The following is a 12,804-nucleotide window of genomic DNA, read 5'->3' on the forward strand; positions in this document are numbered from 1 at the left end:
GGATGTTGGCCGGGGCGTTAACGGTGATTCAGGTGGTCAGTCGAGCGAAGTGGACCTCCGGGAAACTTCAGTCAATCAATCCTTGAGCGTCATAGAACGGATAAGGCCCGGGGTATTTTCCAAATACGCCGTTATGGCTGATCAAACCGTGTTGCGCATCCCAGCGATGCAACAGATAACCCGCCGGCTCCAGGTTGAAATGCGCGGGCGCGGCGTCTTGCAGGTCCAGCACGATCTGGTGCGACGTGCCGGGGCATACACAACTCAGGCTGCCACCGAAACGCCGCTGCATCGGGCGGTGCAGGTGACCGCACAGCAGGCGTTCCACTTGCGGATGGCGAGCGACCACACGTTCCAGGGCCGCTGCGTTGATGAAGGGTTCGCGGTCCATATGGCCGATGCCGCTGATAAACGGCGGGTGATGCAGGATCAGCAAGGTCGGGGCATCCGGCCGTAATGCCAGTTGCTCATCGAGCCATTGCAGTTGGCTGTCCAGTAACTGGCCGCCGTGGTCGCCGGGGATGGTCGTGTCGAGGCCGATCAGACGCAGCGGATGTTCGTCCACCACCCAGTCCAACGGGGCGTCGGCCGACACCGGCAAATAGGTGTGATCGCCAAATGCATCGAGCAACGGCCCACGGCTGTCGTGGTTGCCCGGCACCAGGTAGACCGGCATGTGCAGGCGTGCGAGTTCGGGGCGCAGCACGGCGTATTCATCGGCGCGACCGAAGTCCACCAGGTCGCCGCTGATCACCACGATATCGGGGCGCGGATGGCTGGCGTTCAACTGCTCCACCGCACGGCGCAGCGCGGCCAATGTATCGACCACGCCGTAGGTCAGGCGCTGGCCGGCTTTAAGGTGCAGATCGCTGATCTGCGCGACAAGAAACGGACGGTTCACAAGGCAATTCTCACGCATTCAGGGTGAACAACATGTGCGGCGCGACGGCCAGGGCAATCGGCGCGCCGACGGCGTACAACGGGTTGTCGCTGCTGTCGACCAGCAACGGTTGCGGGCCGCCGACCTCCACCAGCAGACGGCTTTGCGCGCCCTGGAAAAACTGCGCCAACAGATGGCCGTGCAGGTGCCCTTCGCCGTCCATCACGCGCAGGTGTTCGGGGCGGCAGTACACGGTGTCCGGCCGGTTGGCCTGATGCCACGGCAGTTCGCCGCCGTAGACTTTCAAACCCTGCACCGAGTGCGCGAGCACCGGGAAGGCATTGAGGTTGCCGACGAACCCGGCGACAAAGGCATTGGCCGGCTGCTGGTAGATTTCCCGGGGGCTGGCCAGTTGCGCGACACGGCCCTTTTCCATCACCAGGATGCGATCGCCCAGGGCCATGGCTTCGCCCTGGTCATGGGTGACGAACACCGCGGTGATCCCCAGGCCGCGCAGCAGTTGATCCAACTCACTGCGCAGACGCTCGCGCAATTGCGCATCGAGGGCCGCCAGCGGTTCGTCCAGCAACAGCACCTTGGGGCGCGGCGCCAATGCACGGGCCAGCGCCACGCGCTGGCGCTGGCCACCGGACAATTCGTGGATGCTGCGCTGGCCGTGAGCCTGCAAGCCGACCAGCTCCAGCAGCTCGTCGCAACGGGTGTTGCGCTCGCGCACCGACAGGCCGCGTATCTTCAAGCCGTAGACGATGTTCCCCGCCACATCCAGGTTGGGAAACAGCGCGTAGTTCTGGAACACCATGCCCACGTCGCGGCGCTCGATGGGCAGGCGCGTGAAGTCCTGGTCGCCGAAAAACACCTGGCCCACGTCCGGGCGTTCCAGACCGGCGATCAGGCGCAAGGTCGTGGTTTTGCCGCAGCCGGACGGGCCGAGAATGGCCAGGGTCTCGCCGCCTTCGACGCTCAGGTTCAAGTCATGCACGGCCACGGTGCCGTCGGCGAACGCCTTGCGACAGCCTTGCAGGCGGATAGTGATAGCGGTCATCGACGCTCTCCACGGGACAGACGGGCACTGATGGCCTGCAGCGCAATCAGCAGCGGCACGATCATCAGCAAAAAGATAAGGGTGTAGGCGCTGGCGATTTCCAGGCGCGCCGAGGCGTAGCTGTCGGCCAGGCCCACCGGCAGGGTCTTGGTCATGGGCGTATGGAGCATCCAGGTCAGGTTGAATTCACCCAGGGACAAGGTCACCACCATCAGCACCCCGGCGAGAATCCCGGCCCGGCAATTGGGCACCACCACACTGAAGAAGCGCTTAATGGGACCGGCGCCGAGGCTGGCCGCCGCCTCCTCCAATACCGGCAAGTGCTGGCGTTGCATCACCGCCATCACCGGGCGCACCAGAAACGGCAAGGTAAACAGCACATGGCCGACAAGGATGAACAACCAACTGCTGCGAAACGTGCCGAACTGGCCGTAGGTGAGCAGCAACGCCAGCGCACTGGCCAGCCCCGGCATCGCCACCGGCAGCACCATCAATTCCTCGAAGGCGCGGCTGAAGCGGTTGTTCAGGCGCACCAGGGCGTAGGCCGCCGGCACGCCGATCACGCAGACGCACACCGCGCAGGCCAGGGCCAGTTGCAGCGACAGCCACACCGTCGACGAATAGGCCTGCCACACCTGGATCAACCAGTCGAAGGTCAGGCCACTGGACAGGCCGACGAAGAAATTGCGCGTCAGTCCGGCCAGCAACGACATCAACACCGGCACCAACATGAAGGCGCACACCAACAGGGTAAACAGCAGTTGCATCACGAACAGCGATGAGCGTTTCACAGGACAGTCCCCGCATTCTTCACCAGACGCCGAGTGAGCAGCAGCACGGCCCAGGTCAGCGCGCCCAGCACCACCGACAACGCGGCGGCGACGGCAAAATTGGCGTAGTTGGTGAACACGTTGTAGATCGCCACCGGGGTGACGTTCAGGCGTGTGCCCAAGGTAAAGGCGGTGCCGAAGGCGCCCATGGACGTGGCGAAGCAGATCGCGCCGCAAGACGCCAACGCCGGCGCCAGGCCCGGCACGATCACGTCGCACACCACGCGCCAGTGCCCGGCGCCCAGGGAATGCGCGGCTTCTTCGAGGCTGCGGTCGAGGCTTTCGCACGCGGCCATCACCGTGAGGATCACCCGCGGGATCGAGAAGTACAGGTAGCCGACAAACAGCCCGGCCAACGAGTAAGCGAAGATCCAGCGCTCACCGGTCAGTTGCAGGCCCAAAGACGCCAGCAAGCCCTGGCGCCCGGCCAACAGGATCACCAGAAAGCCCACCACCACGCCGGGGAACGCCAACGGAAAGGTCAGCAACGCCACCAGCGCCGAGCGCCCGAAAAACCGCTGGCGCGCCAGAAACACCCCGCTGATGCCGCCGATCAGCAGCGCCACCAGCGTGACGAACACCGCCAACGCGCAGGTTTGCGCCAGGCTGCCCAGATACTGCGCGCTGCTGAGTACCTGCCAGTAGCCGCTGCCGAGGCTGTCGCGACGTTCGGCACCGAGCACCATCAGGTGTGCCAGCGGCAGCAACCAGAATGCGAGCAGCAGCGCAAACGCCGGAGCCAGGGCCCAGGCGGCATGTTTTGCCGATGCGGCCACTTACTTGACCTCGTTCAGATAGCGGGCGGCGAAGGCTTCCTGCACTGCGGCCATTTTCTGGTAGTCCACCACGCCGGCGCGCGCGTAATCGCTGTCGGGCAGGAACTGCGCGGCGACTTCGGCCGGCATCTTCACCGGGCGCACCGGGCGCAGGTAGGCCTTGGCCCAGAGCGCCTGGCCTTGATCGGAGAGCACGAAGTCGAGGACCTTCTCGGCATTCGCGCGGTGCGGGGCATTGGCCACCAGGCTCATCACGTAGGGCACGCTGATGCTGCCCTCCTGGGGAATCACGAAGGCAACGTTGGCGTTGTCTTTGTAGCGCGCGCGGTAGGCGTTGAAGTCGTAGTCCACCAGGATCGGCAACTCACCGGACAACACCCGCGCATACGCGGTTTGCTTGGGCACGATGGGCGCGTTTTTCGCCAGCTTCTGGAAGTAGTCGATGGCCGGGGCGAAGTTGTCCAGGTCGCCGCCCATGGCGCGGTTGATCGCCACCGCCGACACGTAGCCGACGAAGGCGCTGGACGGGTCCAGGTAACCGACCATGCCTTTGTATTGTGGCTTGAGCAGGTCAGCCCAGCTCTGCGGTACGGGCAAGCCGCCGAGGGCGTCGACGTTGACCATGATGCCCAGGGTGCCGGAGTGGATCGCGAACCAGTGGCCGGCGGGGTCTTTCAAACCGGCGGGAATCTGCTCCCAGCCGTCGGGCTTGTAGGTGCCGACCACCTCGGCCTTTTGCGCCTGCAGGCCGAAGGTCACACCGTAGTACACCACGTCGGCGACCGGCGCGGCCTTTTCGGCCACCAGTTGCGCCAGGGACTGACCGGAGTTCTTGTTGTCCAGCGGCACTTGCACGCCGGTGCTGGCGGCAATGGCCTTGAGCTGGGTGCCCCAGTCGGCCCAGTCCGGCGGGCAGTTGTAGCAAATTGCGGTCTCGGCGGCGTGGGCCAGGCTGGCCACGCCACACAGCAGCACGGCGGCCAGGGTTTTACTGAATGCGCGCATCAGGGGTCTCCTCAAGGGGTTGGGTGCTTTCGCCCGGCCGGATATGGCAAGGCAGGCAATGGGACGTCGGGGCGTTGCCGGCGATTTGCGCCAGCAGTTGGTCAATCACGGTGTTGGCCAGCAGCGCGATGGGCTGCACCACGCTGCACAGGGTCGGGTGCATCTGGGTGCCCAGGGAGATGCCGTCAAAGCCCACGACCGACAACTGCTGCGGCACAGGCCAGGCGTTGCGGCGCAGTTCGGCGATCAGGCTGATGGCCAGGAAATCGTTGGAGCACACCAGCGCGGTGGGCGCCTCGGGGCCCTGCAAAAACGGCGCGATGGCGGCGAATTCGGCCTCGGTATGGGCCGGCATCTCGATCACCGGACGGCTGTGCAGGCCGTATTCAGTCATGGCGTCGCAGTAACCGGCATAGCGCAGCCGCGCGCGGTCGGACTGCAAGGCGGGGCCGGCGACCATACTGATGCGGCGATGCCCGGCGTCCAGCAGATAGCGGGTCGCCAAGGCCATGCCCGCGCGATTGTCGACCGACACCGCGCTGTAGTTGGGGTTGCTGGGTTGGTGATAGGCCAGCACGAATGGGGTTTTTTCGCTGTTCAGGCTGCTGAGCACGCTATTGCTTTCGGCATCGGTGACCGTCAGCACCAGGCCATCGACGCGCTGGCGCAGCAGTTCTTCCACCACAATGCATTCGCGCTCACTGCTGTAGTCGGTGGTCGCCAGCAACAGGCTGTAGCCGCGCAACCGCGCCGCACGTTCCATGGCCTGGAATTGTTCGGCGAACACCGGATTGAGCAGGTTGGGCACTACCACGCCGATCAACTGGGTGGTTTGCAAACGCAGTTGGCGGCCCAGTAAGTTGGGGCGAAACCCCAGCTCGCGGGCGGCGGCGAACACCTGCTCACGGGTGGCCGGGCGCACTTGGTCGGGGGTGGCAAAGGTGCGGGCGGCGGTGGCACGGGACACCCCGGCCAGCCGCGCAACGTCTTTCAGGTCAGTCATGATTACTCGCTTGAGATCGATCTCATTGGCGAGGACATTAGCGGCGCAATGTGGCAGGCACGTGGTGGGCAGATGACGGTTTGATGTCAGCCCCCTCCCACATTGGGCCGGTGCATGCCGTTGGACAGTCATATTGCATGGCTATGCTTGGAAAACCCGACGCGCAAATTCCGCCCACTAACCTTTCGATCTGCTCCAAGTGAGGGCACAATGCGTGTCCTTTTTTGGCAGGCACCGCCGCAGGCTCTCAAAAATGATCAAAACGCCGTACTACCTCATCGACAAACAGAAGCTTCTGGTCAACATGCAGAAGATCGCCTACGTGCGCGAGCAGTCCGGCGCCAAGGCCCTGCTGGCGCTCAAATGCTTTGCCACCTGGTCGGTGTTCGACCTGATGCAGCAATACATGGACGGCACCACCTCGTCGTCGCTGTATGAATTGAAGCTCGGTCGCCAGAAATTCCAAGGCGAGGCGCACGCCTACAGCGTGGCCTGGGCCGACGACGAAATCGAAGAGATGCTGGAAAACTGCGACAAGATCATCTTCAACTCCATCAGCCAGCTACAGCGCTTTGCCGCACGCAGCGAAGGCAAGACCCGCGGCCTGCGCGTCAACCCGCAGGTGAGCAGTTCCGACTACCTGCTGGCCGACCCGGCGCGTCCGTTCAGCCGCCTGGGCGAATGGGACCCGGTGAAGATCGAAGGCGTGATCGAACAGATCTCCGGCTTCATGTTCCACAACAACTGCGAGAACGACGACTTCAGCCTGTTCGACAACATGCTCGGCACCATCGAAGAACGCTTCGGCGCGCTGCTGCACAAGGTCGAGTGGGTCAGCCTCGGCGGCGGCATCCACTTCACCGGTGAAGACTATGCCGTGGACGCCTTCTGCGCGCGCTTGAAGGCGTTCTCCGAGAAGTACGGCGTGCAGGTGTATCTGGAACCCGGCGAAGCGGCGATCACCAACAGCGCTTCCCTGGAAGTCACCGTGCTCGACACCCTCTACAACGGCAAGCACCTGGCCGTGGTCGACAGCTCCATCGAAGCCCACCTGCTGGACCTGCTCATCTATCGCCTCAACGCCAAGCTGGCGCCGAGCGAGGGTGAACACACCTACATGGTGTGCGGCAAATCCTGCCTGGCCGGGGACATCTTCGGCGAGTATCAATTCGATCGTCCGCTGGCCATCGGCGATCGGCTGTCGTTCATCGACACCGCAGGCTACACCATGGTCAAGAAAAACTGGTTCAACGGCCTGAAAATGCCGTCCATCGTAGTGAAACAACTCGACGGTACAGTCGAGGTGGTTCGTGAATTTGGTTACGACGACTACCTGTCCAGCCTTTCGTAAGCTGGCGGATAAAGGAGAGATAAAGCAATTGAAAAAGAACGTTCTTATCATTGGTGCAGGAGGTGTCGCCAAGGTGGTGGCCCACAAGTGCGCGCAGCACAACGACGAACTCGGTCGTATTGCTATCGCGTCGCGCAACATCTCCAAATGCCAGGCCATCATCGACAGCGTCAAGGCCAAGGGTAGTCTCAAGGTTCCCGCCGACATCCAAGCCTTCGCGCTGAACGCCCTGGACGTGGAAGCGACCAAGGCCCTGATCCGCGAGACACAATCGCAGATCGTCATCAACGTGGGTTCCGCGTTCCTCAACATGTCGGTACTGCGTGCCTGCATCGACACGGGCGTTGCCTACCTCGACACCGCCATCCACGAAGAGCCGGGCAAGGTCTGCGAGACCCCGCCGTGGTACGGCAACTACGAATGGAACCACCTGCAAGAGTGCAAACAGAAGAACATCACCGCCATCCTTGGCGTGGGCTTCGACCCGGGTGTCGTCAACGCGTATGCCGCGCTGGCGCAGCAACAGCATTTCGACCGCATTGATTCGATCGACATTCTCGACGTTAATGCCGGCTCCCATGGCAAATACTTCGCCACCAACTTCGACCCGGAAATCAACTTCCGCGAATTCACCGGACAGGTGTGGAGCTGGCAGAACAGCCAGTGGACCAGCAACACCATGTTCGAAGTCAAACGCACCGACGACCTGCCCGTGGTCGGTTCGCAGAACCTCTACCTCACCGGCCACGATGAAGTGCACTCGCTGTCGAAAAACCTCGACGTGCCCAACGTGCGTTTCTGGATGAGCTTCGGCGAGCACTACATCAACGTGTTCACTGTGCTGAACAGCCTCGGCCTGCTCTCCGAAAAACCGGTCACCACCGCCGAAGGCCTGCAAGTGGTGCCGTTGAAAGTGGTCAAGGCCGTGCTGCCCGACCCGTCGTCGCTCGCCCCCGGCTACACCGGCAAGACCTGCATCGGCGACCTGGTCAAAGGCACCAAGGATGGCCAGCCGCGCGAGGTGTTCATCTACAACGTGGCCGATCACGAAGAAGCCTACGCCGAGACCGACAGCCAGGGCATCTCCTACACTGCCGGCGTGCCGCCGGTCGCCGCTGCGCTGCTGGTAGCGCGTGGTCAGTGGGATGTGAAGCGCATGGTTAACGTCGAGGAACTGCCGGCTGAGCCGTTCCTGAAAGCGCTGGATGTGATGGGGTTGCCGACTCGGATCAAAGACGAGAACGGTGATCGTGCCTGGGATGCGATTGCCTGATAGGCGATAGCAGACCAAACCAAAATGTGGGAGGGGGCTTGCCCCCGATAGCGGTAGATCAGTCACAGCTGTATTGACTGACACACTGTAATCGGGGGCAAGCCCCCTCCCACAGTTGGTTTCAGGGTGTCTGTTATTCCAGGTTGCGCGCCGAGTTGCTCAGCGCCCGCGAACACTGCAACAACGCCGGCGCCAACTGCCGTTCCGCGTCCGCCCTGCTCCACCGGCTGGTCGGCGCCACCACATGCACCGCCGCCACCGGGCGGCCATTGGCGCCCAGCACCGGAGCGCCGATGGTCATGTCGCCCAGGAACAACTCCTGGCTATTCACCGCATAACCCTGCTCGCGCACCTGTTGCAGCGACGCCACGATCTTGTCGACATCGGTCAGCGTATGGCTGGTGTGCGCCACCCGCTGGCTGTTCTCGATCAGCACCAACGCCTCGTCGGCTGGCAACGCGCTCAAATACGCACGCCCCGACGCCGTGCAGTACATCGGCACCCGCGAGCCGATCGGCATGTGCACCGGCACAAAACCCGAGCTGACGAACCGCGCGATATAGGTCATGTCGTAGCCCGCCGGTTCAGTCAGGCACGACGTCTCGCCGGTCAGCCGCGTCAGCTCGGACAAAAACGGGTTGGCCACTTCGATCAGCGAATGCGCATCCAGGTAACTGAAGCCCAGCTCCAGCACATGAGGGGTGAGTTGGTAATGTCGGGTGCGCGAATGTTTCCGAAGGTAACCCAGGCTTTCGAGGGTAAACACCATGCGCTGGGCCGAACTTTTGGTCATGCCGGCCGCCTCGGCCACCTCTGCAAGGCTCATGCTACGGCGCTGGGCGCTGAAGGCCTTGAGCACCGACAGGCCTTTTTCCAGGGATTGGTTGTGCAAGCTGTTGCGTTCTTCGGACATGGCGGACTCACGGTCAGATCGATCAGGCGTGGCGCTATTTCTACTCCAGATCACAAAAATAGACCACTAAATATCGCATATCGATACAAAAGGTTCATTTTGTCGATTTTGTATAGCGATAATCGATTTATTTCAATCGAAATGGCACAGAGCTTGCGGTTTCATCGGTAGCCGCTTGCGGTACTGACGATCCGTTTTCCTTCTGGAGTAACCCGATGAACAGTCTTTCGCCCTTGTTTCGCCGCCTTGCCTTCGGTTTCTGCGCCGCGCTGTGTGTTACGGCGGTGCACGCAGAAAGTGCGCCCTCGTACAAAGTCGGTGCAACGGCCAGCGGTTCGCCGTTCACCTTCCTCGATATCAAAAGCAATAGCATCCAGGGGGTGATGGTCGATGTGGCCCAGGCCGTGGGCAAGGCCGGCGGTTTTACCAGTCAGATCGAACAGACCAACTTCGCCGCGCTGATCCCGTCCCTCACCTCGGGCAAGCTCGACTTCATCGCCGCCGGCATGCTCAAGACCGACGAGCGCACCAAGGTCGTCGACTTCAGTACCCCGGTGTATGCCTACGGCGAAGGCCTGATCATCAGCGCCGACGACAACAGCGCCTACCCCGACCTCACCCCGCTCAAAGACCAGGTGGTCGGCGTGCAGGCCGGCACGGTCTTTTACGACCAACTGAACAAGCTGGGCATCTTCAAGGAAATCCGCACCTACGACTCCATCGGCGAGATGGTGCGCGACCTGTCCCTGGGTCGCATCAAGGCCGCCGTGGGCGACCAGCCGGTGGTCGCCTACCAGATCAGCCAGCAGCTGTTCAAAGGCGTGAAGCTGGCGCCTGACTACAAGCCCACCCATGTCGGCGACGTGTGCCTGGTGGTGCGCAAGGGCGATGCACAAACCCTCGAACGCCTGAACACCGCCATCGCCAGCATCAAGGCCGACGGCACCCTGGACAGCATCCTCAAGAAGTGGGGACTCCAAACCCCGGTGGCACCATGAACCTGTCTGAATTCCTGCAAAACGCCACGGACTTCCTGCCGATCCTGCTGCAAGGCGCGTGGGTAACCATTCAGATCACCGTGCTGTCGTTCCTGCTCAGCAGCGCCATCGGCCTGGTGCTGGCGTTGCTCAAGCTGTCGCCGATCCGCGCGCTGTCGTGGGCGGCGAGCACCGTCATCAACGTGATCCGGGGCCTGCCGATCATCGTGCAACTGTTCTATATCTACTTCGTGCTGCCGGACATGGGCGTGCACTTGACCGCGTTCTACGCCGGAGTCATCGGCATGGGCATCGCCTATTCGGCGTACCAGGCCGAGAACTTCCGCACCGGCATCATCGCCGTGGAGCAGGGCCAGCGCGAAGCCGCCGAAGCCTTGGGGATGCGCTCGGCACTGATGATGCGCCGGGTGGTCCTGCCGCAAGCGTTTCGCATCGCCCTGCCGCCCTACGGCAATACCCTGGTGATGATGCTCAAGGACTCGTCCCTGGTGTCCACCATTACCGTGGCCGAGATGACCCGCCAGGGCCAATTGATCGCCTCGTCCACGTTCCAGAACATGACCGTCTACACCCTGGTCGCCCTGCTCTACCTGCTGATGAGCCTGCCGCTGGTGTATGGCCTGCGGCGCATGGAACAGCACCTGGGCCGGAGGAAAAAAGCATGATCGAGATTCGCCAACTGCAAAAACACTACGGCGGCCACCACGTGCTGCACGGCGTCGACCTCGACGTGGCCAAGGGCGAAGTGGTGTGCCTGATCGGCCCGTCGGGCTCGGGCAAATCCACCCTGCTGCGCTGCATCAATGCACTGGAAGCCTACGACGGCGGCCACATCAACGTGTTCGGCCAAACCGTGCAGCGCGCCAGCAAAAGCGTGCACGCCCTGCGCAGCCGCATGGGCATGGTGTTCCAGCGCTTCAACCTGTTCCCCCACCGCACCGTGCTGGAAAACGTCATGGAAGGCCCGGTGTACGTCAAAGGCGAGCCACTCAAACAGGCCCGCGAAGAAGCCCTGGTGCTGCTGGAAAAAGTCGGCCTGAGCGCCAAGGCCGACGCCTACCCGGAACAGCTATCCGGCGGCCAGCAGCAACGCGTGGCCATCGCCCGCGCCCTGGCGATGAAACCCGACGCCATGCTGTTCGACGAACCCACCTCCGCCCTCGACCCGGAACTGGTCGGCGATGTGCTGGCGGTGATGCGCACCCTGGCGGACGAAGGCATGACCATGATCGTGGTCACCCATGAGATGGGCTTTGCGCGGGAAGTCGCCGACCGCGTGTGCTTCCTGCACGGCGGCTACATCGTCGAGAGCGGCCCGGCCGAACAGGTGCTGGGCCACCCGCAACACCCGCGCACCCAGGATTTTCTGCGCAGGGTGCTGCACCCCACGGGTACTGCACGGAGCCTGTCATGAAGTCCTTATGGTCGGCGACCGCGCCGTCGGTGGTGGCGACGCCCGCGTTGAGTGAATCGGTGAAGGTGGACGTGGCAATTGTCGGCGCCGGGTATACCGGCCTGTCGACCGCCCTGCACCTGGCCGAGCGTGGCGTCAGCGTGTGCGTGCTGGAGGCCAACGAGCCTGGCTGGGGTGCATCCGGGCGTAACGGTGGGCAGGTCAACCCGACGCTCAAATACGACCCGGAGCAACTGGTGCAGATGTACGGGCCGGAGCGGGCCGAGCCATTGATCTCCACGGTGTCGAATTCGGCGGACCTGGTGTTCAGGTTGATCGAACGCCATCGCATCGACTGCACGCCGGTGCGCAAGGGCTGGATGCAGCTGTCGTACACCGACAAAGGCGTGGCCGGGCTGCATGCACGGGCTGATCAATGGGCCAGGCGCGGTGTACCGGTGCAGCGGCTGGACGCGGCAGCGGTGGCTTCGCGCCTGGGCAGCGAGGCGTTTGCCGGCGGCTGGCTGGATGGCCGCGCCGGGGCGATTCAACCGTTGGCATACGCCCGTGGGCTGGTGAGCGCGGCGTTGGCGGCGGGCGCGCGCATCCACGGCCACAGCGCGGTCACAGGGCTACAGCGCCAGGGTGCCGGCTGGCAATTGCACACGGCCGGCGGAGCGCAGGTGACCGCCGATCAAGTGGTGCTGGCGACCAATGGCTACAGCGGCAACCTATGGCCGGGCATGGCCCAGAGCATCCTCGCGGCGAACAGTTTCATCGTCGCCACCAAGCCACTGAGCGGGCGTGCGGCGGACAGCATTTTGCCGGGGCAGGAAACCGTGTCCACGGCACAACGGTTGCTGCTGTATTTTCGCAAGGACAGCCACGGGCGCTTGCTCATGGGCGGGCGCGGCCTGTTCAACGATCCCACATCGCCCACCGATTTTGCGCACCTGGAACGTTCCCTGGCGTTGCTGTTTCCGCAATTGGGGCCGTTGGCGTTCGAATATCGCTGGGCCGGGCGTATCGCGATCACCCGTGACTTCATGCCCCACGTGCACGAACCGGCACCGGGGCTGACCCTGGCGTTGGGATGCAACGGGCGAGGCATCGCATTGTGTACCAGCCTGGGGCAGCAATTGGCGGGACGGCTGTATGACAGCAAGGCGGAGTTCAACTACCCGATAACACCGTTGCAGCGCTTGCCGTTGCATGGGTTGCAGCGGTTTTACATTGGGGCGGGCGTGGCGTGGTACAGCTTGTTGGATCGCTTGCACATCAGTTGAAGATCAATCGCCAAACAGTCTAAGCGACTGTCA

The 12,804-nt window shown here is 63.0% G+C and carries 13 protein-coding genes; 6 read left to right on the forward strand and 7 right to left on the reverse strand.

Translation table 11 applies throughout. From position 1 onward, the window contains the following. Nucleotides 1–67: 67 nt before the first annotated feature. From ACLH0J_RS21350 to ACLH0J_RS21375, 6 genes are read right to left on the reverse strand one after another with little or no spacing between them, the layout of a single operon-like run. The gene (locus ACLH0J_RS21350; RefSeq protein WP_411388905.1) at nt 68–901 is read right to left on the reverse strand and encodes a phosphodiesterase; all 834 of its coding nucleotides are present in this window, start codon (nt 899–901) and stop codon (nt 68–70) included. A 10-nt stretch (nt 902–911) separates the two neighbouring features. Continuing rightward, nucleotides 912–1,943 (reverse strand): ABC transporter ATP-binding protein, encoded by a 1,032-nt coding sequence (locus tag ACLH0J_RS21355; RefSeq protein WP_411388906.1) that lies wholly within the window; start codon nt 1,941–1,943, stop codon nt 912–914. Then, the gene (locus ACLH0J_RS21360) at nt 1,940–2,734 is read right to left on the reverse strand and encodes an ABC transporter permease (RefSeq protein ID WP_411388907.1); all 795 of its coding nucleotides are present in this window, start codon (nt 2,732–2,734) and stop codon (nt 1,940–1,942) included. Before ACLH0J_RS21360 ends, ACLH0J_RS21355 begins: the two co-directional genes overlap by 4 nt. Further along, entirely contained in the window at nt 2,731–3,549 is an 819-nt protein-coding gene (locus ACLH0J_RS21365) for an ABC transporter permease (protein WP_411388908.1), read from the reverse strand. Before ACLH0J_RS21365 ends, ACLH0J_RS21360 begins: the two co-directional genes overlap by 4 nt. Then, nucleotides 3,550–4,554 carry an ABC transporter substrate-binding protein gene (locus ACLH0J_RS21370; protein ID WP_411388909.1) on the reverse strand — a complete coding sequence of 335 codons (1,005 nt, stop codon included), beginning with the start codon at nt 4,552–4,554 and terminating at the stop codon, nt 3,550–3,552. After that, nucleotides 4,538–5,557, reverse strand: coding sequence for a LacI family DNA-binding transcriptional regulator (locus ACLH0J_RS21375; protein WP_411388910.1), 1,020 nt, complete (start codon nt 5,555–5,557; stop codon nt 4,538–4,540). Before ACLH0J_RS21375 ends, ACLH0J_RS21370 begins: the two co-directional genes overlap by 17 nt. A 253-nt stretch (nt 5,558–5,810) precedes the next feature. On the opposite strand from ACLH0J_RS21375, the gene ACLH0J_RS21380 reads away from it, so the two are divergent. After that, a complete protein-coding gene (locus ACLH0J_RS21380; RefSeq protein WP_411388911.1) occupies nt 5,811–6,908 on the forward strand; it encodes a carboxynorspermidine decarboxylase in 1,098 nt (365 codons plus the stop codon). A gap of 28 nt (nt 6,909–6,936) precedes the next feature. Beyond that, complete coding sequence (locus ACLH0J_RS21385; protein ID WP_411388912.1) at nt 6,937–8,181, forward strand: saccharopine dehydrogenase family protein; 1,245 nt, start codon at nt 6,937–6,939, stop codon at nt 8,179–8,181. Nucleotides 8,182–8,314: 133 nt separating this feature from the next. Here ACLH0J_RS21385 and ACLH0J_RS21390 read toward each other — a convergent pair whose 3' ends face one another. Beyond that, nucleotides 8,315–9,094, reverse strand: coding sequence for an IclR family transcriptional regulator (locus ACLH0J_RS21390; protein WP_411388913.1), 780 nt, complete (start codon nt 9,092–9,094; stop codon nt 8,315–8,317). 215 nt (nt 9,095–9,309) lie between these two features. Between ACLH0J_RS21390 and ACLH0J_RS21395 the strand changes: the two genes are divergently transcribed. Genes ACLH0J_RS21395 through ACLH0J_RS21410 form a run of 4 tightly spaced genes read left to right on the forward strand, consistent with a single transcriptional unit; the run spans nt 9,310 to nt 12,771 of the window. Beyond that, nucleotides 9,310–10,092: an ABC transporter substrate-binding protein gene (locus ACLH0J_RS21395; RefSeq protein ID WP_411388914.1), complete on the forward strand. Its 783-nt coding sequence runs from the start codon at nt 9,310–9,312 to the stop codon at nt 10,090–10,092. Then, complete coding sequence (locus ACLH0J_RS21400) at nt 10,089–10,757, forward strand: amino acid ABC transporter permease (protein WP_411388915.1); 669 nt, start codon at nt 10,089–10,091, stop codon at nt 10,755–10,757. The genes ACLH0J_RS21395 and ACLH0J_RS21400 overlap by 4 nt, the downstream gene beginning before the upstream one ends. Further along, nucleotides 10,754–11,506 (forward strand): amino acid ABC transporter ATP-binding protein, encoded by a 753-nt coding sequence (locus tag ACLH0J_RS21405; RefSeq protein WP_411388916.1) that lies wholly within the window; start codon nt 10,754–10,756, stop codon nt 11,504–11,506. Before ACLH0J_RS21400 ends, ACLH0J_RS21405 begins: the two co-directional genes overlap by 4 nt. After that, on the forward strand, nt 11,503–12,771 hold the full coding sequence (locus ACLH0J_RS21410; RefSeq protein WP_411388917.1) for an NAD(P)/FAD-dependent oxidoreductase: 1,269 nt from the start codon (nt 11,503–11,505) through the stop codon (nt 12,769–12,771). Before ACLH0J_RS21405 ends, ACLH0J_RS21410 begins: the two co-directional genes overlap by 4 nt. Nucleotides 12,772–12,804: the final 33 nt, after the last annotated feature.

Origin of the sequence: Pseudomonas sp. MPB23, from assembly GCF_046605395.1 — a bacterium.
Classification (GTDB): Bacteria; Pseudomonadota; Gammaproteobacteria; order Pseudomonadales; family Pseudomonadaceae; genus Aquipseudomonas.

Excerpts from the sequence above, each read along its gene's own strand:
- ACLH0J_RS21395 (WP_411388914.1), top strand. The coding sequence starts at position 9,310 with ATGAACAGTCTTTCGCCCTTGTTTCGCCGCCTTGCCTTCGGTTTCTGC.
- ACLH0J_RS21380 (WP_411388911.1), top strand. The coding sequence starts at position 5,811 with ATGATCAAAACGCCGTACTACCTCATCGACAAACAGAAGCTTCTGGTC.
- ACLH0J_RS21410 (WP_411388917.1), top strand. The coding sequence starts at position 11,503 with ATGAAGTCCTTATGGTCGGCGACCGCGCCGTCGGTGGTGGCGACGCCC.
- ACLH0J_RS21355 (WP_411388906.1), bottom strand. The coding sequence starts at position 1,943 with ATGACCGCTATCACTATCCGCCTGCAAGGCTGTCGCAAGGCGTTCGCC.
- ACLH0J_RS21405 (WP_411388916.1), top strand. The coding sequence starts at position 10,754 with ATGATCGAGATTCGCCAACTGCAAAAACACTACGGCGGCCACCACGTG.
- ACLH0J_RS21390 (WP_411388913.1), bottom strand. The coding sequence starts at position 9,094 with ATGTCCGAAGAACGCAACAGCTTGCACAACCAATCCCTGGAAAAAGGC.
- ACLH0J_RS21370 (WP_411388909.1), bottom strand. The coding sequence starts at position 4,554 with ATGCGCGCATTCAGTAAAACCCTGGCCGCCGTGCTGCTGTGTGGCGTG.
- ACLH0J_RS21400 (WP_411388915.1), top strand. The coding sequence starts at position 10,089 with ATGAACCTGTCTGAATTCCTGCAAAACGCCACGGACTTCCTGCCGATC.
- ACLH0J_RS21375 (WP_411388910.1), bottom strand. The coding sequence starts at position 5,557 with ATGACTGACCTGAAAGACGTTGCGCGGCTGGCCGGGGTGTCCCGTGCC.